This window comes from Bacillus cereus group sp. BfR-BA-01492, from assembly GCF_022662815.1.
In the GTDB taxonomy this organism is placed as follows: Bacteria; Bacillota; Bacilli; order Bacillales; family Bacillaceae_G; genus Bacillus_A; species Bacillus_A cereus_BD.
The window spans coordinates 25461-47140 of the sequence record NZ_JAKUEH010000005.1; the positions used below are offsets into that span (position 1 = coordinate 25461).

Sequence of the window (21680 nt, forward strand, 5' to 3'; positions counted from 1 at the left end):
ATAAAAGGAGAATTCCTATGTCAGAAAAATCTATTTCTATTATAATCACTGTCTATGATCATTCGAATTCGTTAATAAGCATATTACCATCTTGTCACCAGTTAAATCCGCTAGAAATCATTTGTGTCGTAAATAACAATGCTACTCTCCCACTTCATATTACGGAAAATAAAGTTGTTAAAATAATAGAGGTGGATGAAACTCTTCATCACAACAACCGTCAAGTAATAGGCGCAGAAGAAGCAAACGGAGATGTCTTATTATTTTTAGATTCGCAATCTATCATTTCTTCTTCTGAATTCTATATATTTCTTGAGCCATTATTGAAAGATGACGCAGATGTAGTATTGAATAATGTAAACAAGATTTTTTACAAGAAAGAACGCCCCAATACAATCAGTATATGGCAACAAGTAGCAAATCATATTTTTCATCGCCCTGATTTAAATATCGATTCTTTTTTATCATTGCCTTATGGAATAACGAGAGCTGCTATCGAGACAATCGGCCTTGAATCATTATTAAATCCCGTTCTAGCAGGGCAAAAAATAATCTATCATAATTTTCGTATTGCTCATCATATAGAAGTGGATTCTCATTCTCCTTTCCATACGAAATTTCATGATAACGAACTCTCTCTTGATGAAAAAAGAATGATCCATCATTATATAGAAGCAATCGCAAATCATCTTCATAGCTCACAATGCTCTAGAGCTAAATATACTGACGGAAATCGTCGGCGAGATCTTGCTGCGGATTTCATCTCCCAACAGTTAAAATATCCCCCAAAAATCATGATTGGTAAGCAAACATTCTCTAAGCTTTATGGTGGAAAGCAGCTTTCTATTATCATTCCTGTTCAAAATGAAGAAAAGACAATAGAAGCTGTTATTCAAGAATTAAAGAAATTAGAACCGTTAGAAATCATTGTTGTAATGAATGGAACAACAGATCATACGGAAGAAATTGCGAAAAAATGCGGTGCCACTGTTATCGTTTATGAAGAAGCACTCGGAAATGATACAGGGCGTGCGATTGGTGCCTATGTTTCAAAAGGAGATATCGTATTATTTGTCGATGGAGATTTCGTCATTCCGAAGTACGATTTATTACCATTTGTGCAAGCTGTACAAAATGGCGTCGATTTAGCTTTAAACAACTTAGATTCCTACCACATGTATCGCTTCCCTTATTCCATTGTTACAGCTTGTAAATACGCTGTGAATGCAGCATGTGGCCGCAAAGATTTAGGTATGGGATCTACGATTGCAGTTCCACATGCTTTTAGCCGTAATTGTCTTGAAAAAATCGGTTATCTTTCACTTGTTTGTCCGGTCTATAGTCAAGTGAAAGCAATACTAGAAGGTTTCCATATAAAAAATGTTCATTCTGTTTCTGTTGATACAATGAATCGCGTTCGTCCAGAAAAGCATTTTTCTAAAAATAAGGGGATCTCTTTAGCGACGCAACAAATTATTGGAGATCATGTAGAAGGGATTTCTTATCTTATTACTCAGAAAGGAATGGAGAATTCAAAGTAATCCATAATGTGATTCAGTGTGTTATCAATGCTAAAAAGGATTGGTAACACACTGAAAAATTATTCATATGAAAGATTTTGTTTTTTTATTAAATAGGACAGTGCCTCGATATGGTCTCCCATTATTCTTAATACCGCAGGAGGATGCCCGCCTTTACTAAAGTGCTCTTTCAAACGAAATCGGTTTGGTTTAATAACGTCTACATAATGAACACATTCCACTTTGTAACCTTCTAAAATCGCTTTTACTTGCGCGAAGCTAGGACATACTAGACTTTCCCAACCAATCCCTTCTATACATTCTCTACTTATTGCATGTGGAATCGCTACTAATGAACCATTACTTAAATCAGGCCGACTATAAGACAGATTTAACATATACTTTAAAATATCAACAATATGAAATGGCGGCTTTAAACTAGATGTTAAATGATTTAAAGCGATACCTGTCCCTTTTGCCACTGCTAGCACATATGGAGATAGATCATTGGCAGGAATACTGAAATCCGCATCTACAAATAAAAGAATGTCTCCTGTGGATGCAAATGCACCGATCGCTCGCCCAACATTGTGCCCGAGTGATTCCTTATATTCAATCACTGTTGTCCCCAGCCTCGAAGCAATGGTCGCTGTTTGATCACTAGAACCATTTACAACAACAATCACTTCTAACGGTTCTATTTTTCTTACTTCATGAATTACGCGTTCTATCGTCTTTTCTTCATTTTGTGCTGGAATGATAACAGAAAGTTGTTTCTTATTATAAAGGGCGGATCGTACTCCAGAGCCTTGTTGATAAAAAGGAAACGACTGATCATACTGCAATTGTTCAATGATATCTCTTCGCTTCCCTCCATCTGTAAATCCTCCTCGAACATTACGCCCTCTTAACCAGTTTGAAATTGCTAGTAGATACCGTTCTACTTCAAGACTTTCCTCTTTTGATAAACGCTCCTTATATAGACCGCTTTCTTCTAGCAGTTCGTCAGCACATAATGTATGAAGAGCACAATGATGACGAATACGCCAGCCTTGTTCTAATAATTGGATATGTGATAGAAGTAGGTTTTTAAAAGTGTCGTAGCCAATACTTGTCACCACTTCTTTTGTAAGAGCAAATGGAAGAGAAAGTAATGAATTACTCTTCAAGTCTGGGCGACCTAAAAATTCATTTAATACTTTTCGCCATACGATGTGTAAGTTTTGATATTTTCCTATAGGAAGAATCCCATCTAGTTTATTTAAAACAGCGTCCGTATCATCATGAAGAATAGGTACCAAAAAGTCTTTCATTTGTTCTGATGATAAAAGAAAGCTGCCATGTAAAACGAAACATACATCACCCTTGGCGATTTTTAAAGCAGAGGAATAATCATTATATTTCGTCTCAGATGTATTTTCAAAGACAGTTAAACAATGATATTTCTTAGAAATTTCAATGACTTCACGCTGTGAATGAGAACATAATACGATAATTTCGATAGGATTTAGTTGCTTCACATTTTTAATTACTTCCTCCAATGTAAAAAGTTGATTGCTGCATACAATAATTGCCGTTAATGACTTTTTCATTCCCTTCCACCGTCCTCTCTGCGCATTTTGTTTTATAAAATACTATATACAAATGGAATTGATAGCGTATAAAATAAACGTCTATTTTTTATAAGAAATATTTATTATGTATACAAAAGTAAAAGAGGTATTGGGCTAATCTTTTATTTTTATTTTTTGCCGTTCCATCAAGCATTTTCATGCATATCGTACTCATAGATGCTATTAGAAAGGAGGAATAATCTATGGCATGTACAACGAATAATATTTGTTTTGATGTCTGTCTTGTTATCACAATTACCCCTGGAAATGGTATATCTAGCTCAGTAAATTGTGACGGAACATGCGGGAATAGCCCTTCTATTGAAATTAGTCCAACTGGATCAATTATCATCACACTACCGTTAATCGCATGCTTCTCTATTACTTTAAATGATGATTTAAGCGTTGCCTCTCAGCTGACAAGCCTTTCATTTCAAACTTCTTAATTGTAAAACGATATGTAAATGTACAAAAGCGAAAAAGAGATGGTATTTCACCGTCTCTTTTTCGCTTTTGCTATATATAAAGAAATATAATAAACATTTTCATTTAAAATATCATTCATCAAGTGCCAGTTACACAGTACTTCTATTCACATGAAATTGCGTTGCTAGTTGGCGTTGTGTTGGAAGCTTTGTGCCAACAGTCCAATCCCCTCGTTCAATATGAGCTTTTATCTAATCTACGTTTTCTTTTAGTTGTATCATAGTAAGATAGTAATTGAAAGGGAGTTGATTTTATGGAAGCCATTATTCATGGAATGATTTTAGCATTCGGACTTATTCTACCTTTAGGAGTACAGAATGTATTTGTATTTTCACAAGGAGCCACACAGCCAAGATTCATTCGAGCACTTCCAGCTACTATTACGGCTGCACTATGTGACACATTTTTAATTCTTTTAGCTGTCTTTGGACTATCCGTTATCGTTTTGCAATTTCAATGGTTACGTCTTAGTCTAATGATCATAGGGATTTTATTTTTACTCTACATGGGGTATGTTATTTGGAAGTCTAAACCAATAACTAATGAATCAAACAAAGCATTATCGATTCGTCAACAAGTCATCTTTTCCTTATCAGTTTCTCTATTAAACCCTCATGCCATTTTAGATACAGTTGGTGTGATTGGAACAAGTGCATTAAAATATGCCGGAACAGAACAAATTTTTTTCGCAATTGCATGTATTACAGTATCTTGGATTTGGTTCTTTGGATTGACGCTCGCTGGTACAGTTATAAAGAATCTAGATAGTACAGGTAGTTTAATGAATATATTCAATAAATGCTCCGCCTTGTTTATTTGGGGAACTGCCGTTTATCTTTTTATTGGATTGATATAACACCTTTATATTCAAAAGCCAGGCGAAAATTTAAAGAGAGTGGAATTTGAATCGAAAAAAAGCACTCAGTACAAGTGCTTTTTTCTCATGATTTTGTCTTCCATACGGTTATCCCAAGTATCGGCATAACCGACATAACTGTATCCTAATGTGCTCATTCTTAGCTCGGTGTTATGTTTAGTCTGCTCCCCTCTCTTTGACGAACAACCATAATCCAATTGCAAAGAAAAACAAAATATAAGCGATATCTATCGCTAACGACATAGGTAAGCCAACTAATTCCGATTTATATTGTGACGTGCTCCAATAGACACTTAAATCATCATGATGAATGAATAGAATGTGTGTCCATGATGTAGATAAGAGACTACCTCCAAATATCATTTGTAAAAAGTATAGCACTAAGCTACTGCCTACTGCGATAGCAGCTGATCTTGTCCACACGCCAATCAAGGATGCTAGACTTGCATATAGGCAACATTGCAATACGATTGCTCCGATAAAGCATATAACATCCGTCATGTCGCCCCATTGTATGTTTTTTGGAGCCATCAGAAGATTCACTAACAAAGAAACAATGAATATATTCACAACACCCGTAATGATGAGCAAAATCATCGCAGCAATTTTTGCAACATACAACCTTGAGCGCGAGGACGTATGCAGGAACAGTTGTTTCAGAGTACCATATTGATACTCATCCGTCCAAATAAGAGGTGACAAAACAATCGCCCAAGGTAGAATAACAAGCATTCCCGATAGGCCAAGCAAAGCATTTACCATTTGAGCCACCGTATCATCAGTCTTGAGATTACTGGTGTATGCCCAAGAGAACAGTACCGTCATCACAATAAAACCAATGTGTGAAAGAATAAAGATTCTTTTATTCACTATCTTCAAACATTCATTCCATAACAACTTAACTCACCTCACCGCGCGCAGTTGTCCATTTTAAAAACTTATCCTCTAAACTCGTATGTGTCGACAACACCCGATGAACTTCCACCCCGGCATCACACAATGCTCGAATCAGCTTTGGAACTTGACCTTCATCAATAGCTACTGTCATAGTATGTAAACCGTTAGATAATTTCTCTGTCTGCATATAATCCCATGCATGATGATCGTCCCCAAAGAAGTTAACCACAACTTCGCTTGTAAGCTCAACATTATCAATGTGAAGAGTGATACAGAATTTCCCATCATTTAACCCATCATCAATCCACTGCTCTGTCACTAAGCAGCCATTCTGCATAATAACCACTCGGCGTGCCATCTGCTCAATCTCAGACAGTTGATGACTGGAAATCACAATTGCTACGCCCAAATCTGCCGCAATTCTATTTAAATAGTTCCTGGTTTCACGAACACCAGCAGGGTCAAGTGCATTCATCGGCTCATCTAACACAAGCAATTTTGGCTTTCGCAGTAGTGCTTGCGCAATGCCCAAGCGTTGTTTCATTCCCATGGAGTACGTGCCTACTCGCTGCTTAAGCGCATGTTCTATGCCGGTTAGACTGGCTACCTCCAGCAACCAATCCTTACTCGCACTTTTGTGCAAACGCTGATATTGACGTAAATTTTCGAATCCACTCAAATAAGGATAGAATGCAGGTGCTTCAATCACTGCCCCTACATTGAAGAGTGCTTTAGAAAACTGACTCTTCATACTGTAACCTGCAATATGCACGTCCCCGGCACTTATTGTGCTTAGACCAACTATCATCTTCATCGTGGTTGTCTTGCCCGCTCCGTTCGCACCAAGTAGTCCAATAATCTCTCCCTCTACCACATCGAACGATATGTCTTGCACAATCAACTTGCCCTTGATCTCTTTCGTTAGCTGTTGCACCGATAGTACCGTTTTCAATTGTCCCACTCCTTACAATTAGTCTCCAATGTAACCTCAAGTTGATCCATATATTGTTAGTTTAGCTATTATGTTTTAAAGAAGACATGTATTATTCTTACATTTGCCTTACAATGTTGTAAGATGTAATGAGTATGATGTTTTCAAACTGAATAATTACAGAAATGAGATGATATTGTATGAAAATGGCGAGAGGTAGAGAATTGCCTACACCGGAACAGCGACAAGCCTTTATGCAAATTCCTGAAGATGAATGGGTGCTAGGAACCTACTACACTTTTTCCAAACGAGATTTAGACATTATAAATAAGCGAAGGAGAGAAGAAAACCGTTTAGGGTTCGTCGTTCCATTAGCCATTCTTCGGGATTCCGGTTGGCCATACACTCATATCAAAAGCATCCCATATATAGCGAAACAAATCGGTTCTACTCCATCTTCGCTTAGTCTTTATCCTCAAAAAGAAAATACACTACGACTATGTAACTTTTACTCTAAAAGCATATCGAATGACATTTAAGCACCTCCATCAATTAGCTTTGGAAAATGGTGATGCCATTCATCTACTATATGAATGCATAGATTTTCTAAGAAAAAACAAAATCATCCCCCCTGCTATCACTACACTTGAAATATTCACCTTCTGATAAAGAAAGTATCCTAATTGGAAAAGCAGCTTCCAATGAATCTGTAGCTGTCATCATGACTGCCATCACACGAAATAAAAGATAGATTATCATGACATATATAAACTTACGGCTACATCCAATAACAAGCTTTCAATTTTGTTGTATCTGATGTTTTTTCTAACTGTGCAGAGGATTCAACATTAGGCATTTCTACTGTAATGAATGCAGTTAAAAATAACCCGTTAACATAAATGATTCTCATCTAACAACTAAAAAAATACTTCAGAGTAAAAATCATTTGCGACTTTAATACTAAGTAGTGCTACCCCATGCCCATCAAGCTAACATTTTTAATTACCCCTATAACAAGAATTCGGCTCATTTTTTTGGCTTGGGGTGTTTTTTCTTAGCTTTCTATCAAAATTAACTCCCCCTATAACAAGTAAATCTTGCTTTAATTCCACTCCAAACCCAAGATTTAATGACATTACGTATGGAATTAAGGAAAAAGCATGAAAAAGAGACCAAAAATGGTCTCTTTACTAAAGTTAATATCGGATTTAGTATATAGGTTTCTTGCCGTTGATTGAAAGCCTCTCATTCACTCCCTCTCCTCCATATTCTAATTAAAAGTCTTCTTCAATTAACTTTTCTAACTTCTCTTGTCTAATGTTAGGTTACTGTTATAGTTTTTTATTGAATACTTATTATGTGACTGAACACATAAACTCCAATACTCTATTACATTGCATGAGGTTATCAAATTTATAAACCATCTTTTATATTTTTTGTAGAAAAAAGAATCCCATATCTTGATTTATTAAGACATACTAAAGAAAAATAAGAATTAGCCAACTAAAACCAGTATAATTTAAAGCGATACTTTCGCTTCAAATATAAGGAGGATAAACACATTGGGTAATCTCACTCGTTTCCGTACACAAACTTTAATAAGAGATACGTTTTTGGATTTATTAAAAGAAAAAACATTCTTAGATATCACAATTAATCATATTTGTGAAAAAGCAATGATACATAGAAGTACATTTTATCGTTATTATGATGACAAGTATGAGCTTTTTATTGATACAATCAATTCTATCGCCATAACATTATTTGAACAAACTAATCAAGGGTTAGATATAGAACATACATTATTTGAAGAGGTAATTGAATATATAGATGCTAATCGATTATTGTTTTTTAATGTTACCTGTAAAAATAGTAACCTTGAGTTATACGACAAGTTAATTCAATTTGGCGCAAACATTTTATATGAGAATTCAGGGAAATATAACGATTCGCTTTCCATAAAAATCCGGAACTCTGCTTATCCAAAAGTTTTATGTGATTTTTACAGTAGTGGTTTTTTTGAGATTATAAAAAAATGGGTAAGCAATGAATATCCATATTCAAAAGAAGAATTGATTCAGATTTCTAAGAATTTATAGATAAATGAATCATTTTGGAACATATGTCTTATTTTAAGACATATGTTATTTTTTGCTCATCGATTTCCTCCAAAGCCTATGCTAGATTAAAGGACATAACAAAGGAGGAACTGAAACATGAATAAGATTTTTGACAAAATCGGTCATTTTATTATCAAGTACGCAAAGACTAATATTGCATTAATTTTATGTCTAACAATCTTTTTTACATTTGGTATTACAAAACTTGAAATGAAAATGGGAAACGACGTATTCTTAAGTAATACATCAGATGTTTATAAAGATACGGCTATGTACCAAAAACATTTTGGTGGAGACGGTATTTATGTATTACTTAGTGGAGATAGCGATAAGTTGCTTTCGCAAGAAACAAATAAGGCAATTGTAGAATTCACTAAAAAAGCAGAAGACATTAAAGATATTACAGGTTCAACGCATTATGTAAGATTATTAAATGAAATGTTCGACTCCCCTTCCCCGTCATTTTCAGCATTTGATAAAGGGGCACCAAACAAAAAATTAGAAATAGCATTGAAAAATTCTATTTCAAGCGAAAAAATGAGCGAAATTAATAATAACGTAAAAAATAGTTTAACTGATGAGCAACGTGAAAAAATGGGTACATTTATTCAACAGCAACTTACAACCGAACAAATGCAAGAAGTGCAAAAACAATTGGTTGCTCTAGGTCATATGCCAACAGCTGACGAACAAGAACAAATCATGCAAGCTGTTTTAACAGACACACAGAATGACGAAGTAACGGATTATACACAAAGCATCTTAACCCAAGAACAAAAGGATAATATGCAAAGAGAGATTATCAAATCTTTACCCAATGTTCAAAATATGAATAATGATTTACTTCATGAAATCATTTTTTCTGATCAAGGAAAAGTACCAGCACAATTCAAACAGCTTATCCCTGAAAATGGGAAACATGTTATCATTCAGCTTCATACATCCGATAATACAGAAATGACGACTTATGTACGTATAAATAAAGAGTTAAATCAACTTATTAAAAATACAAATTTCAATTCGGGTGTAACAGTCAAAGTAGCTGGAATGCCAGCAATCCTGGGTGATATACAAGAAGAAGTTATCACAACTTTAAGGATTATGCTTGGTCTAGCAATTATATTAATGATCGTTGTGTTATTCTTTGTATTCCCTGTTAGACGACGTATTATTTCATTAGGCTTCGTATTAATTGGTCTAATATGGACATTTGGATTTATGGGTTGGACTGGAATCCCAATTACACTCGCAACTATGGCAACATTACCAATCATTATTGGTCTTGGCACTGACTTTGGCGTTCAATTTCATAACAGATACGAAGAAGAATTTAAAAATAGTCAATTTGACGCAGAACTTGCAATACGAAATGCAGTACGTCATATTGGGCCGGGCGTAGGAATTGCAGTTGTTATCATGTCCTTGAGCTTCCTAACAATGTATTTATCTAAAGCACCAATGATGCAACAATTTGGTTTAACTTTAGCGATGGGTGTTTTATTCTGTTATGTGGTTGAATTAGTACTAATGTTCTCAACATTCTACTTATTGGATCATAAAAAAACAGTAACTACTAATAAAGTCAACAAAAATGAACATACGTTATTAGCACGCTTTTTAAATAAATATGCTAATATCGCTATGAAATTTGCTATTCCTATCTTAATTGTTTCCGTTATCTTATCTGGCCTTGGATTTATGGCAGAAAAGTCTATACCGACTGAAACAGATTTAACTAAAATGATTCCACAGAACATGGAAACATTAAAAAATACAAAACATTTACAAAAGATAGTTGGATCTACAACGTATATTACGTATTTAGTAGAAGCGAAAGATGTCACAGAACCAAAAGTAATGTCTTGGATGCAAGAAGAAAGTAAAAAGGTTGACAATAAATATAAAGATGTGAGTGATGTTATCTCACTTCCTAGTGTTATTTTACAAATCAATGGAAAAGATACACTGCCAGACTCTGTATCACAAATAACAAATGAACTTGAAAACGTGCCAAGTTCATTAAAAGACACTGTTATGAGCACAAATAAAAAATATGCAACGATTCAATTTCAAGTAAATCCAGATCTTTCTTCTGCTGATCAACTAAAATTGATGCATAAAATATCGAAAGATATGAAAGCGATAGATGGTGTGAAAATTAAGCCTGCAGGCGCACAAGTTATGATGTTATACGGTATCGACAATATTGGTGCGAACAGTGAACTCATGATTGGTGCAGGACTTTTAATTATTTTCCTATCGTTATTCCTTGTGTATCGCCGTGTAAAACATGCTTTATATCCGTTGATACCAATTGCTTTAGTATTAGGATTCTCACCTGGTGCTTTAAAATTACTCGATATTTCATATAATCCACTTACAACTGCTCTTAGCTGTCTTGTCCTTGGAATTGGGACAGAGTTTACCATTCTTATTATGGAAAGATTTCGTGAGGAAGAGGAAAAAGGATTGTCTGCTCAAGAAGCAATTCGTGTGTCTCTTTCAAAAGTTGGACAAGCAATTACCGTTTCTGGGTTAACAGTAATTGTTGGATTTTCAGCATTAATCTTTGTAAACTTCCCGATTTTACGTGAATTTGGTATTACAACTGTTATAGACACCACACTTTCTTTACTCTGTTCTTTAACGATATTACCAGCTTTAATTGTTTTATTTAGAAAACGTAAATAGATACCATTTATAACTTTAAAAAGAAAAGTGATATCATTCTTGCAATATAACAAGAGATATTACTTTTCTTTTTTGTACAAAATCAGAATTTACCCGATTTAAATATAGAATATAACAACCAAAGAAACATCAAGATTGCTACTCCAAACCCAATTTCAACGGCTGGTAGGTTCCAAAGAAGAGTAGATTTCCTACTCAATGCTGAACCAATGATAAGACCCACCATGATGATGCTAAAAGAAAGTAAATACTAAAGGAAAGTCGATTACTGATACGATCTAATTTAGTTAAAAATAGGTTCAATTCTGGGATTGTTATGGCTATACGCATTTTCCCCTTTTGCATAACAGAGGTTAATTCTTTGAGTTGTTTTGGTAATTGAATCAAAATTTCTCCATTTTCTATTTCTATTTCAATTTTTAATTAATGAAACTACTTCCATGATTTTTCGTTCTGCCTCTTGTTCTCCAGCATCTATACATTCTTTAATCTTTGTAATATCAAATGCTTGAAACTGTCCTACTCTTGGCCGAAAAATTGCATCTGCAAACTGAAGATTTTTTCTTCTCATTTCAACCATCATAAGAGATAAGGAACGATTTAATACGTCAATTATACTTCTTGGCTCTCTTTCCTCATGCTCCCTCTCAACATCTACAGCAAGTACAATTTCTACTCCTGCTTTTCGTGGGATATCCGTTGGCAAATTATTAAGTATCCCTCCGTCCACTAATACTTTATCTTCATGCTTTATAGGTATAAAAAGTCCAGGGACGGATGTAGTTGCTCGAATAGCTAAGCTTAAATTTCCTTGTTCGAAAATGAAAACTTTTCCCTTTTTTAAATCTACAGAGACTACACGAAATGGAATTGGAAGTTGCTCAATTTGAATATTGGATAATCCCTTTTGCTCTAAAAATTGAAGTAACATTCCATACAATTTATTTCCTGCAACAAGTCCCCTTTTTCCAATCCCCAGATCAACCATGCGATACGATGGTCTAGTAGTAAGAACAAAATCCTCAATTTCTTCGACATCAATGCCGGCAGCAATTAATCCACCAATGGCTCCTCCCATACTGGTTCCTGCAATAAAATCAATGGGAATGTTATGCTTTTTTAATACTTTTAGTACACCAATATGTGCTAATCCCCGTACAGCACCGCCACCTAAAGCTAAACCTAATTTCATTATGTTTTTCCTTTCTTAACTCTACTATTCTTATCGATTAAAATAGTCAAAAAGTAAATGATTATTTTTACAATATCAGTATGAGATTGTCCCTTATTTCATGGTATATATTCTTGTTTATTGGTTTCCCTTTATTTATTTTCTCCCTAAAAAAATATAAAATACACAATAGTTTAAATAAATGAAACAAAAGAGGAATTACAAGAAAAAAACGAAAAATGAAAATCCAAAAACGAAAAGCAAAACACTGAGGAAGATAAAAGATCATCCGCTAAAATTAGCGGGTGATCTTTTATCTTGAGGATTTATTCATATCTTGTCATTTTTTACTGAAAAAGAAATTGTATTTATAAAGCGAAAAAAACGCTATTCTTTTTGTAGAAAGAATCAACGTTTTAATCCAACAGCTGTCGCATTTCTTCGAGAAGTCTTTTCCTCTCTTCTCATATAAAAACTCTGTTCAAATCACTCACTTTCTGCACATATAATCTCTACTTTCAATCGTATCCGTATTCTGGATGTAACAGTGTTTCAACTGCCTGATTAATTCGCCACATCCACCGCTTAACTGATGATCAAACGCAAACACGTCTGAAAAATCAAGTGATACGTGAAAAGAAGAAAGGCATTGTCATGAAGGATAAAAGTAAACGTTTAATGGACATGAATGTGTATATCACGAATACGTCGCTAGAAGAAGTACCGACAAACTACGTACATTCATTATATTCACTGCGTTGGCAGATTGAAATTTTATTTAAAACACGGAAGTCATTCTTTGAAATTGATGAATGCAAAAATATAAAAAGAGAACGCCTAGAGTGCCATTTATATGGACAACTCATCAGCATGCTAGTTTTGAAACAAGGATAATTTCGTACCTAGTAATTTACTTGGTTAGCTTGATGGGCATGTAGTGCTACCCTAAAACGAAAAATATTGTTTTAGTTTAAACTTATTTTTCATGCAAATAAAATTTCTTTTAAATATTAAGGATTATATTTTTCTAACTGTTTAATTACATAATACTAAATAATTCGGGAAAGAATTTCTTCCTGTTGTTTGAGTCGATTGAGATTCAGTTTATATAGTAACTAAATCAATATATCCTTAAGTAATGTTTTATGGAATATTTTCCTGTACAAATAGAAGACCCCCATACGAGTGTCTTCTATTTGTATGAACGATCATACTTAGAACGAAAGACTTGTAAGTTGGGAATCGACACTTAAGTCATCACTTAATGTGATTGTGAAACATGCAACAAGTGGTAATGTAATCACAACAGATCCACAAGGTGTTATTATAATAGTTGGACTTGTCCCACATAAGTTCCCACAATTTACAACGGATTCTACACCGTTACCAGGTGTAATGGTAATAACAAGACAGACATTAAAACAGATATTGTTTGTCGTACATGCCATAGCCTCTCCTCCTTTCTAATAGCATCTATGAACACAATATGCCTTAGAAAAATTAGGGGAACGGCACAATAATCATTTTTAACAAATTAATAGAGACGGAATCTATCTCTTAATTAAAGCAACTAGCTCCGTTGAATACGTGAAATCATTATTTAAAGTTGTATCAAAACAAGCTTGAAAAGGTAGAACATTAAAATCAGATGAACACTCATCATTACATTTCACAACAAGCTCCACTCCGCCATTTGGATTTGTTTTTGTTTCCAAACAAATATCAAAACAATTTTTATTTATACAAGCCAATTGATAGTCTCCTTTCTATTATTTTTCTATATACAGATATATTATGTATTTTTATTTAAATCGTTCATTTTCTTTTTTACTGTGTATCTTACTCATTCCATTCATACATAAATCTCATAAACTACTTTATAAAGGAGGCCGTCACAATGATTACTTATGCAAAACTAATCAATTGGAGAGAATATGGAGAGGTAATCATTTTAGAATGTTTAGCTGGCGAAGAATATATCGAAATATCCACTTATAAAAATCATATATATAACGCTCACCTTTTAAAAGATCAAGTATACATTCGTTTAGATTCTACTGGAAGGATACTTGGAATTAATATATTGTCGTCTTGATGCTTACTTATTATTGCTAGATTATTTGTTTGTAGCTATTAATACGGTAAGTGAAATTAATTATTTTTTCTGAATAATACTTGTATATAAGATTGTTCAAGCTTGTATTGCTTCATATTGTACATTCTTTTCTAATTATGAATGTGCTACTTTTCTTCTGATTTCTTTACTCAATAAAAAGGAAAAATGCCTCTCACTTGTTTATCACCTAACAAGTGAGAGGCATTTCGAAATCGTTTGCCTTATCTGTAACTGTTAAACTAAAAACATTATTTTTAGTGCCCCTTATCTAATGTTTTTTGTCTTGATTGTAAGCCAGCAGAAAAATATTGGCTTGCTGGTGATATGTGGTAACCCGGTTTAGTAAAATAAACTTATCTCGCGTCTCTCATTTAAATGTATGATTAACTAGTTCCTCCCAATCCACAAAGGACAACTTATCTGTAATATGTTTTAATTCATTAGGAACTTCAACATGACATATTAATTCTAAACTGTTACCATCTGGGTCTTTGAAGTATACTGAACCATTACCTTGGTGTGGGCGGATAAATGGCTCAATAGATTCTCTATTACCAAATGGGACAGCTGCAACTTGAATAGAATCTAGCCACTTTAAAGATTCTTTTAAATCTTCATATGAAACTCGAAAAGCAATATGTCGTAAAGAAGGGTGGTATCGAGTTTCATACTCATTTCCTTCCCATAAACCCAACCAATTCTTACCTTGTTCAATCCAAAAGAAAGCAGTGTCTTCATCACGCCAAGCAAGTTTCAATCCTAATTTTTGATAAAATTCAATTGAATTTTTTAAATTACTAACTGGTAAGTGTGCTTCATATAATCCTTTAATCATATGGTTTTCCTCCTTACTTTCTGTTCTTTAATATTAAATATACCAAATGTTGGTTTGTAATTCGATTTCTCTATTCGAAGTCTTTGTTTAAAAAACCTCTTTATGATGCGATAGGATCTTATTGAATATCTTGTATCTAAAAAAATAATCAAATCTGCACTATGAAAACAATTGCTTACCCAATCTTCGTTGTAAACTCCTTCGATTATCCAACTTTCAGATTGTATTATACTATTTAGATACTTTTCTCTTTCTTGTTCAGTTCTTCTTATATCCCCAAACTTATGCCTTCTCCAAACCACATTATCTAATTCATAATATGGTATATCTAACTTTAAATATATTTCTTTTGCTAAAGTTGTCTTCCCACTTCCGACAGATCCAATAATATGTATTCTTTTTGGCATTGTCTTTTTCAAAAAAACACCTACTCCATAATCATTTGTTTCTAAAGCATATTCTATTTTTAATTATGAATTTCCTCTTATTTCATATGGTAATAATCCAATGAAGAAGAAGAGGGTAACCTTGTTCTCTCTTATAACTTTTTATAAACCTCTGCATAAGCTACTTTCAGTTGATCCCTTAATTGCTTTTATAACTGTTTGTATGTAAAATTACTTTCTCAATAATTAATTTTTTGAGGTTCATCTATAGGGGCCAGCATAATAGTATAGTTTATTATAGTATCCTCTTTAATAAATACCTCTACGTTATCTTCCGTGTCTAGCTTAGATACTCCTTTATCGCCTGCGCCAATCGGAGGCTTTATTATAATACTATCTTTTTTGTTCAAAATTTCCTGTGCTTTACATTTTCTTGCACGTTGAATCATTCCTGTTTCTCGTGCAAGTGATTCTAAAAAAGAAAGTGAACATTTACTTTTTAGTTCCTGTTCTAATAATAGAAGTTCTTCTGTAAGATTCATTGAAGACATAAAAACAGCTATCCTTTCATGGAATATCCATGAAAGGATAGCTGTTTTTGTTGAAAATTATATATACGTGATGGCTATGGCTATCTCAGCCCTTTTTGTTTTATAAATCCTCTATATCATATTCAGTATATCCCTCATAATGGTAACTAATATCAATTCCTTTCATGAATACTTTACGACTATTTATTTCATCTACTAGTGCATTTTGGAGTAAATGCTTAATTTCAATATCTTTAATTGGGCTGCGTTCCATTGCCAGTAAATAATCTTCTTTAGCAATTTTATTCCAATCGACCACCTGCTGAAGTTCATTTTTAAAGATTAAATCTAGCCATATTCTAGTCGCTCTACCGTTTCCTTCTCTAAAGGGGTGGGCAATATTCATTTCAACATACTTTTCAACTATTTCATCAAAGGTTGTTTGTGGCATAGTGCTTATATGCTCTAATGAATGGCTTAGATACATAACAGGGGCAAATCGAAAATTCCCCTTCGCCATGTTAACCTCTCGAATCTTTCCAGCAAAGAAATAAATATCTTCAAATATGTATTTATGAATGTCAGAAAGACCCTTGAATGTGCCAACTTCTATGCGGTTTATCTCTCCTGAATCATATAAATTTTTGACTTTCATTTTTGATAGTCGTTCTTCCACTCGATTCAATTCTAACTGATTTTTGATACCTAATTTATTTTCTAACACAATCATTCTCCTCTTTTTCTGCAATTAATTCTTTTAGCATATTCAAATCTTCTTTTGTGGCTAGATTCTTAATGAAGCTTCTAGCCATCGTTTTATAATTGAGGTATTTCGCTTGTTCTGGATTGCGTTTTTTATAGTTCTTTGTGGCTTCATTTTGCGCTTTGCTGTATGCCATTCTATCCACTCGCTTTCAAGTCTATAAACACCTTGTATATTACTTAGTAATATATTCAAACAAAAAATAAGATAGAGTTGAAGCCCTAGTTTATAGCCTTGTCAAATATAAAATATTAGAATAAGATTTTCGTTATTACTTAAATCATAAAAGGTATTTTAGTTAACGCATTCTTATTTTTATTTTGCAAACAAATGATTGCCAATTTGCGCAACGGTTTGATATGTTGCAATCCATTTGTCAGTAGCTGTTTTAGGATTATAAAAATAAAGCCAATCTGATTTTTTCCTTTTGAGGTAAGTGCTTCTTCTACTGCCATTTTCGCTTCGTGTGTAGCAAGTTGATTCATTCTCTCATCTGTAACTGGTGTAAATGCATAACCATTTTCTTCAGCTTTTTATAATCATAAGTCTAGATTTTACTAATGGAGTGATTTCCTTTTCGAGAAGGAAATCACTCGTTACGAGAATACTATCATTCTCGTTTATAAAGACCTTTTAAAAGAAAATATGATTTTTCATCATAATATAATAAACAAGAGTTAAAAGAGCTAAAATTGAAAAGTTATAAATACTAAACCTTATAAGGTACATTTTACTTTTTTGTGGATTTCTCTTAATAAAAAATTTAAATGAAATCACACTTGCGAGGGACGCAACAATTGTACCGAGTCCCCCTAAATTCACCCCTACTAATAAAGGTTGCCAATTTACGGAGAATTTCGACAAAAAGATTGCAGCTGGTACATTGCTTACCAGTTGGCTTAAAATGATCGAACTGAAAAAGATAGATGTGGGACTTTTGAGAGTCTCACTTGCAAATGTTTGAACCACCTTTAATTCCGATACGTTTCCTATAAATATAAAAAAACATATAAAAGTAAAAAGCAGTAAATAATCAATTTTCTTCAATAATGTTATATCAAATATACATGCGGTTCCCAATGCGATAATAAACGCAAGTTTGTAGCTTAAAAAGCCTAATATGGATGCAGATATGATACAAAATAGGATTCCCCATACTGTTGCCTCTTTTTTATTTTCTATCGAAATAGACGGAAGTTCCATTTCCAATGGTTGGCTTTTCAATCTTTGATTAAGAAATAATAACAGAACAATTCCAAGAACCACTAATAGAAGGATTGTTGTAAAAAATTGTATAGGTCTGATTCCGTAGTTAGTAAATATAAAAAGATTTTGAGGATTTCCCATAGGAGTTAAGCTACTCCCGATGTTAGCCGCAATTGTCTCTAGTATAATCGTATCCAACATAGAAGTTTGTATCATCTTACTGATTATAAGTGTTAATGGTACAAATGTTATTAATGCCACATCATTCGTTACAAGCATGGAACTAAAAAAGCATAATAAAATTAGGATTGTTGAAACACTTTTACTATTATGACATTTACTCAATATAGCAATGGCGAACTTATCTAATAGTTTCAAATTGTCCAGAGCCTTAACTACGAGCATAAGATTAAATAAACTGACTAATACTTTAAAATTAATATATTCTAGTTTTGGTGCATGGAATAAACAGCTTCCGATTGCTAATAAGAATGATATCGTAAATACAATATCCTTTTTAAAAATTCCAAATTTCAAGTTCACTTTTTTTTCGTTTTTCACACAAATATATCCTTTCATCAACCCTTACTTCAGTACTACCTATTTTACCACACACCTATGTTTCTCGCATTTGACACCTCCATGTACTTAAAAGCACCATCATACGCCATTCATGCAATACTTATAACGATCAAACTGAATAAAGAATCTAAAAATAATGTTAAAAACTGTCTTATAAGTCATCCTTCATATATAGAATTCTAATTATTACTTAAAAACATTCATTGTAACCTTTGCTTTTACTTGCAATGGTTCACCTATAAGGAGTTTTTCACTTGCAAGACTTAAACTTACTATTCCAACACACCTCCCTATTTTTAGTAGCTTTGTACTTTTCAAAATGATCAGTCCTTTCATATTTTTAATGAAGTGTAGTGCTTTAAAAAGAAGATGTATTCTTCATATGAAAAATGTATGTCATGTTATTATTTTTGCTTTCGCATAAATTTCTCTAATTCAACAGATTTATACTTAATTGATTCCGAAACAAGATTTTTGGTGCCATGAGGCTGGAACTCTATACCGTCACCATTTGTAGACGTGTTTTATTGTATGTGACGTACTATCATATACCTATCCACTTAATATTTTGAACGAATCTCTTATTTTATTGTTTGTTGATCTACCAAAAATATAAACAGGAAATCTATTATACTTATCGAATATTTTAATTTGATTATATAAAATAAGAGGTGAACAATGAAAGAACTTCCAGTTACAATTCATTTAGATCATGTTACGTTTCAATTAAAAGAGCATCAAGATTTTAAGTGGCTGACAAAACTCGGAAAAGTGTTTGCTGTATTTGATGAGCAAGACTCCGGAAATCTATCTTTTGGTATAGAACAAGATGGCATTCAATCATTTGTTAAATTTGCTGGCGCGAAACCAATGAATTATGAAGGGAAACCTAGTGATGCGGCTCGATGTTTAAAACAAGCTGTTCCTCTCTATCAAGAACTCAAACATCACCATCTCATTTCATTAAAGGATCATTTTGAAGTAAACAATGGGTATGTCGCTATTTTTGAATGGTTTCATGGAGAATCACTAAGACCTAAATTACAAAATCAGCTTACTCTCGCTTCTTCTTTTGAACGTTATAAGCAGTTACCGATTGAAAAACGTCTTACTTCTATAGATTGTATTTTCAATTTTCATGTACATGTTGAACAACGAAACTATGTCGCTATTGATTTCTATGATGGAAGTATTTTATATGATTTTAAAACCAATACAACTAAAATTTGTGATATTGACCTTTATGCGCAAAAACCTTATGTAAATTTCATGGGAAGAATGTGGGGCTCTTCACGATTTATGTCACCTGAAGAATTTGAATTAGGCGCACAAATTGATGAGAAAACAAATGTATTTAACATGGGGGCAATGGCCTTCTCTCTTTTAGGTGGTGGCTTGAATCGATCGTTTGCAAAATGGGAGGCTGGAAAACCTTTATATGATGTAGCCTGCTATGCTGTAGAGAGCGATAGAAATAAACGCTATACATCGGTAAAAGCGTTTTATGAAGCATGGTGTTCTGTATGATAATCTTCCTATTTCGTCATGATCTTTCATAAAATGTAACAAAAAAGGAGCTACTGGGCTCCTTTTTTGTTTGTACTCATACGAATACATTACATAGTTTTTTCTTTTACACATATTTGTGAAGGTGTATTAAAAATTAATATCCTCCGCCCCAGCAGCTGCATCCAACAATAATCAATAAAATAAATAATACAACTAATAAAGCGAATCCTCCACCAAAACCACAAGAACCACCGTAACTCATATTTTTTTCCTCCTTTTGGTTTCAAAACTAATAGGTAGTTGATTATTTTAACAGGTTCGTATTATACAGTATGTTTTTATCCACTTTTTGAGCGTGTCTTATTGAAATAAACGAAAACTTTCTTCTAAATTAGGCGATGGTGAGCTCCTCTTTTCCTTTAAAAGGGTAGAAAAACTTTAGACCGGCTATCACAAAATAGGAACTATCATGCTTGCTGTATGTTCCGTTTTTAACATTAAATTTCGTGCGTTTTTGCACAAGTCTTATCAAAAAAACAATAATCTAACTCACCAATTACAATTCATGTGGAAAAGAATCATTTTAAATCATTGTATTCTTATCGGAATTATGAAATAATAAATAAAAAACTACTGTAACGGAGGAATAGAGTATGAAAACAATTGGGTTAATCGGTGGGTTAAGTTGGGAGTCAACATCTTTATATTATAAACATATCAATACGCTTGCACTTACCCAATATAATCAAAATGCAAAACTCGTTTTATACAGCATGGACTTTGGGGAAATCACAACATTATTGCAAAATCATCAATATGAGGAAGTAAAACATGAATTAATTGACGTAGCAAAGAAAGTAGAAAGCTCCGGCGCTGACTGTATACTCATGTGTTCAAATACTGTTCATCAATTTGCAGATGAAGTAGAAAAAGCAGTATCTATCCCTCTCCTCCATATAGGTGATGTAAGTGCAGAAAAAATTATGAAACAGCAGATTAAGCGGATCGGTCTTCTCGGAACAAAACAAACAATGGAAGAAAATTTTTATAAAGCAAGGTTAGCGAATTATGGGATTGAAACAATGATTCCTCATGAAGATGAACGAAACTTGATCCATCATATTATTTTAAATGAGTTAAGTAAAGGTATCCTTTCACCGCAATCAAAAGAAACATTGTTACAAATCGCAACGAAACTAATTGAAAACGGCGCTGAAGGTATTTTATTAGGATGTACAGAAATTCCTTTACTGCTCTCGCAAAAAGATTTCTCTATTCCCGTGTTTGATACAGCTTATTTACATGCAGAAACTGCTGTGCAATTTGCGGGGTAACATCTTTCATGCGTATATAGAACATGTCAATCATTCGCAATATACTATCTTCTCATCTCATTTCATATGAAAGAATCATTTTTTGTTTTTAAAATAAGTACATGAAGAATAAA

At 33.4% G+C, this 21680-nt stretch carries 20 protein-coding genes and 8 pseudogenes; 10 read left to right on the top strand and 18 right to left on the bottom strand.

Annotated features, from left to right (window positions below):
* The first annotated feature begins 17 nt into the window (after positions 1 to 17).
* A complete protein-coding gene (locus MR063_RS08460) occupies positions 18 to 1541 on the top strand; it encodes a glycosyltransferase (RefSeq protein WP_242196392.1) in 1524 nt (507 codons plus the stop codon).
* A 59-nt stretch (positions 1542 to 1600) separates the two neighbouring features.
* Here the strand turns inward: MR063_RS08460 and MR063_RS08465 are convergent, their stop codons facing one another.
* Positions 1601 to 3112, bottom strand: coding sequence for a glycosyltransferase family 2 protein (locus MR063_RS08465; RefSeq protein WP_242196396.1), 1512 nt, complete (start codon positions 3110 to 3112; stop codon positions 1601 to 1603).
* A 224-nt stretch (positions 3113 to 3336) separates the two neighbouring features.
* Here MR063_RS08465 and MR063_RS08470 point away from each other — a divergent pair, with 224 nt between their 5' ends.
* Complete coding sequence (locus tag MR063_RS08470; RefSeq protein WP_242143051.1) at positions 3337 to 3579, top strand: hypothetical protein; 243 nt, start codon at positions 3337 to 3339, stop codon at positions 3577 to 3579.
* A 132-nt stretch (positions 3580 to 3711) separates the two neighbouring features.
* Here the strand turns inward: MR063_RS08470 and MR063_RS08475 are convergent.
* Positions 3712 to 3810, bottom strand: a pseudogene (locus MR063_RS08475) (GntR family transcriptional regulator); the annotation flags it as partial.
* Between the two features lie 62 nt (positions 3811 to 3872).
* Here MR063_RS08475 and MR063_RS08480 point away from each other — a divergent pair.
* A complete protein-coding gene (locus MR063_RS08480; RefSeq protein WP_242196400.1) occupies positions 3873 to 4475 on the top strand; it encodes a LysE/ArgO family amino acid transporter in 603 nt (200 codons plus the stop codon).
* A 177-nt stretch (positions 4476 to 4652) separates the two neighbouring features.
* Here the strand turns inward: MR063_RS08480 and MR063_RS08485 are convergent, their stop codons facing one another.
* Complete coding sequence (locus tag MR063_RS08485) at positions 4653 to 5393, bottom strand: ABC transporter permease (protein ID WP_242196403.1); 741 nt, start codon at positions 5391 to 5393, stop codon at positions 4653 to 4655.
* Between the two features lies 1 nt (position 5394).
* Positions 5395 to 6345, bottom strand: a complete 951-nt coding sequence (locus tag MR063_RS08490) for an ABC transporter ATP-binding protein (RefSeq protein ID WP_242196406.1) — start codon at positions 6343 to 6345, stop codon at positions 5395 to 5397.
* A 179-nt stretch (positions 6346 to 6524) separates the two neighbouring features.
* On the opposite strand from MR063_RS08490, the pseudogene MR063_RS08495 reads away from it, so the two are divergent.
* Positions 6525 to 6975 (top strand): annotated as a pseudogene (locus MR063_RS08495) (DUF4158 domain-containing protein); the annotation flags it as partial.
* Positions 6976 to 7102: 127 nt separating this feature from the next.
* Here MR063_RS08495 and MR063_RS21775 read toward each other — a convergent pair.
* Positions 7103 to 7234, bottom strand: coding sequence for a hypothetical protein (locus MR063_RS21775; RefSeq protein ID WP_277927812.1), 132 nt, complete (start codon positions 7232 to 7234; stop codon positions 7103 to 7105).
* A 652-nt stretch (positions 7235 to 7886) separates the two neighbouring features.
* Here MR063_RS21775 and MR063_RS08500 point away from each other — a divergent pair.
* Both MR063_RS08500 and MR063_RS08505 read left to right on the top strand, forming a co-directional pair.
* Positions 7887 to 8423, top strand: coding sequence for a TetR/AcrR family transcriptional regulator (locus MR063_RS08500; protein ID WP_242196411.1), 537 nt, complete (start codon positions 7887 to 7889; stop codon positions 8421 to 8423).
* Between the two features lie 117 nt (positions 8424 to 8540).
* Complete coding sequence (locus tag MR063_RS08505; protein WP_242196414.1) at positions 8541 to 11135, top strand: efflux RND transporter permease subunit; 2595 nt, start codon at positions 8541 to 8543, stop codon at positions 11133 to 11135.
* 82 nt (positions 11136 to 11217) lie between these two features.
* Here the strand turns inward: MR063_RS08505 and MR063_RS08510 are convergent.
* Positions 11218 to 11531, bottom strand: a pseudogene (locus tag MR063_RS08510) (ABC transporter); the annotation flags it as partial.
* 16 nt (positions 11532 to 11547) lie between these two features.
* Positions 11548 to 12327 carry a patatin-like phospholipase family protein gene (locus tag MR063_RS08515; protein ID WP_242196417.1) on the bottom strand — a complete coding sequence of 260 codons (780 nt, stop codon included), beginning with the start codon at positions 12325 to 12327 and terminating at the stop codon, positions 11548 to 11550.
* Positions 12328 to 12882: 555 nt separating this feature from the next.
* Between MR063_RS08515 and MR063_RS22290 the strand changes: the two are divergent.
* Positions 12883 to 13185, top strand: a pseudogene (locus tag MR063_RS22290) (transposase); the annotation flags it as partial.
* Positions 13186 to 13520: 335 nt separating this feature from the next.
* Here the strand turns inward: MR063_RS22290 and MR063_RS08525 are convergent.
* Together MR063_RS08525 and MR063_RS08530 are read right to left on the bottom strand one after the other, a co-directional pair.
* Complete coding sequence (locus MR063_RS08525) at positions 13521 to 13754, bottom strand: hypothetical protein (RefSeq protein ID WP_242196419.1); 234 nt, start codon at positions 13752 to 13754, stop codon at positions 13521 to 13523.
* A 102-nt stretch (positions 13755 to 13856) separates the two neighbouring features.
* Complete coding sequence (locus MR063_RS08530; protein ID WP_242196421.1) at positions 13857 to 14057, bottom strand: hypothetical protein; 201 nt, start codon at positions 14055 to 14057, stop codon at positions 13857 to 13859.
* 146 nt (positions 14058 to 14203) lie between these two features.
* Here MR063_RS08530 and MR063_RS08535 point away from each other — a divergent pair, with 146 nt between their 5' ends.
* Positions 14204 to 14401, top strand: coding sequence for a hypothetical protein (locus MR063_RS08535; RefSeq protein ID WP_242196423.1), 198 nt, complete (start codon positions 14204 to 14206; stop codon positions 14399 to 14401).
* A 388-nt stretch (positions 14402 to 14789) separates the two neighbouring features.
* On the opposite strand, the gene MR063_RS08540 is transcribed toward MR063_RS08535, so the two are convergent.
* The 7 genes and pseudogenes from MR063_RS08540 to MR063_RS08575 all read right to left on the bottom strand — a co-directional run bounded on the left by MR063_RS08540 (position 14790) and on the right by MR063_RS08575 (position 18721).
* The gene (locus MR063_RS08540; RefSeq protein ID WP_242196425.1) at positions 14790 to 15257 is read right to left on the bottom strand and encodes a VOC family protein; all 468 of its coding nucleotides are present in this window, start codon (positions 15255 to 15257) and stop codon (positions 14790 to 14792) included.
* A 35-nt stretch (positions 15258 to 15292) separates the two neighbouring features.
* A pseudogene (locus tag MR063_RS08545) lies at positions 15293 to 15676 on the bottom strand (P-loop NTPase family protein); the annotation flags it as partial.
* Positions 15677 to 16047: 371 nt separating this feature from the next.
* Positions 16048 to 16194 (bottom strand): annotated as a pseudogene (locus MR063_RS08555) (IS4 family transposase); the annotation flags it as partial.
* A gap of 100 nt (positions 16195 to 16294) precedes the next feature.
* On the bottom strand, positions 16295 to 16903 hold the full coding sequence (gene fic, locus MR063_RS08560) for a protein adenylyltransferase Fic (protein ID WP_277927813.1): 609 nt from the start codon (positions 16901 to 16903) through the stop codon (positions 16295 to 16297).
* Positions 16884 to 17072 carry a hypothetical protein gene (locus tag MR063_RS08565; RefSeq protein WP_242196429.1) on the bottom strand — a complete coding sequence of 63 codons (189 nt, stop codon included), beginning with the start codon at positions 17070 to 17072 and terminating at the stop codon, positions 16884 to 16886. The genes fic and MR063_RS08565 overlap by 20 nt, the downstream gene beginning before the upstream one ends.
* Positions 17073 to 17251: 179 nt before the next feature.
* A pseudogene (locus MR063_RS08570) lies at positions 17252 to 17454 on the bottom strand (cell wall hydrolase); the annotation flags it as partial.
* A gap of 115 nt (positions 17455 to 17569) precedes the next feature.
* Positions 17570 to 18721, bottom strand: coding sequence for an SLC13 family permease (locus MR063_RS08575; protein WP_242196431.1), 1152 nt, complete (start codon positions 18719 to 18721; stop codon positions 17570 to 17572).
* Positions 18722 to 19402: 681 nt separating this feature from the next.
* Here MR063_RS08575 and MR063_RS08580 point away from each other — a divergent pair.
* Complete coding sequence (locus MR063_RS08580) at positions 19403 to 20251, top strand: protein kinase domain-containing protein (protein WP_242196433.1); 849 nt, start codon at positions 19403 to 19405, stop codon at positions 20249 to 20251.
* A gap of 136 nt (positions 20252 to 20387) precedes the next feature.
* On the opposite strand, the gene MR063_RS08585 is transcribed toward MR063_RS08580, so the two are convergent.
* Positions 20388 to 20495, bottom strand: coding sequence for a YjcZ family sporulation protein (locus tag MR063_RS08585; protein WP_000120182.1), 108 nt, complete (start codon positions 20493 to 20495; stop codon positions 20388 to 20390).
* 177 nt (positions 20496 to 20672) lie between these two features.
* Positions 20673 to 20777: pseudogene (locus MR063_RS22085) on the bottom strand (ECF-type riboflavin transporter substrate-binding protein); the annotation flags it as partial.
* A gap of 109 nt (positions 20778 to 20886) precedes the next feature.
* Between MR063_RS22085 and MR063_RS08590 the strand changes: the two are divergent.
* Complete coding sequence (locus MR063_RS08590) at positions 20887 to 21567, top strand: aspartate/glutamate racemase family protein (RefSeq protein ID WP_242196435.1); 681 nt, start codon at positions 20887 to 20889, stop codon at positions 21565 to 21567.
* Positions 21568 to 21680 lie beyond the last annotated feature (113 nt).

What these genes read in the sequence shown, in the direction of transcription:
- MR063_RS08480 (WP_242196400.1), top strand. Translation starts at nt 3,873, where the DNA reads ATGGAAGCCATTATTCATGGAATGATTTTAGCATTCGGACTTATTCTA.
- MR063_RS08565 (WP_242196429.1), bottom strand. Translation starts at nt 17,072, where the DNA reads ATGGCATACAGCAAAGCGCAAAATGAAGCCACAAAGAACTATAAAAAA.
- MR063_RS08460 (WP_242196392.1), top strand. Translation starts at nt 18, where the DNA reads ATGTCAGAAAAATCTATTTCTATTATAATCACTGTCTATGATCATTCG.
- MR063_RS08465 (WP_242196396.1), bottom strand. Translation starts at nt 3,112, where the DNA reads ATGAAAAAGTCATTAACGGCAATTATTGTATGCAGCAATCAACTTTTT.
- MR063_RS08580 (WP_242196433.1), top strand. Translation starts at nt 19,403, where the DNA reads ATGAAAGAACTTCCAGTTACAATTCATTTAGATCATGTTACGTTTCAA.
- MR063_RS08585 (WP_000120182.1), bottom strand. Translation starts at nt 20,495, where the DNA reads ATGAGTTACGGTGGTTCTTGTGGTTTTGGTGGAGGATTCGCTTTATTA.
- MR063_RS08470 (WP_242143051.1), top strand. Translation starts at nt 3,337, where the DNA reads ATGGCATGTACAACGAATAATATTTGTTTTGATGTCTGTCTTGTTATC.
- MR063_RS08505 (WP_242196414.1), top strand. Translation starts at nt 8,541, where the DNA reads ATGAATAAGATTTTTGACAAAATCGGTCATTTTATTATCAAGTACGCA.
- MR063_RS08515 (WP_242196417.1), bottom strand. Translation starts at nt 12,327, where the DNA reads ATGAAATTAGGTTTAGCTTTAGGTGGCGGTGCTGTACGGGGATTAGCA.
- MR063_RS08525 (WP_242196419.1), bottom strand. Translation starts at nt 13,754, where the DNA reads ATGGCATGTACGACAAACAATATCTGTTTTAATGTCTGTCTTGTTATT.
- MR063_RS08590 (WP_242196435.1), top strand. Translation starts at nt 20,887, where the DNA reads ATGAAAACAATTGGGTTAATCGGTGGGTTAAGTTGGGAGTCAACATCT.
- MR063_RS08535 (WP_242196423.1), top strand. Translation starts at nt 14,204, where the DNA reads ATGATTACTTATGCAAAACTAATCAATTGGAGAGAATATGGAGAGGTA.
- fic (WP_277927813.1), bottom strand. Translation starts at nt 16,903, where the DNA reads ATGATTGTGTTAGAAAATAAATTAGGTATCAAAAATCAGTTAGAATTG.
- MR063_RS08540 (WP_242196425.1), bottom strand. Translation starts at nt 15,257, where the DNA reads ATGATTAAAGGATTATATGAAGCACACTTACCAGTTAGTAATTTAAAA.
- MR063_RS08575 (WP_242196431.1), bottom strand. Translation starts at nt 18,721, where the DNA reads ATGAAAGGATATATTTGTGTGAAAAACGAAAAAAAAGTGAACTTGAAA.
- MR063_RS21775 (WP_277927812.1), bottom strand. Translation starts at nt 7,234, where the DNA reads ATGAGAATCATTTATGTTAACGGGTTATTTTTAACTGCATTCATTACA.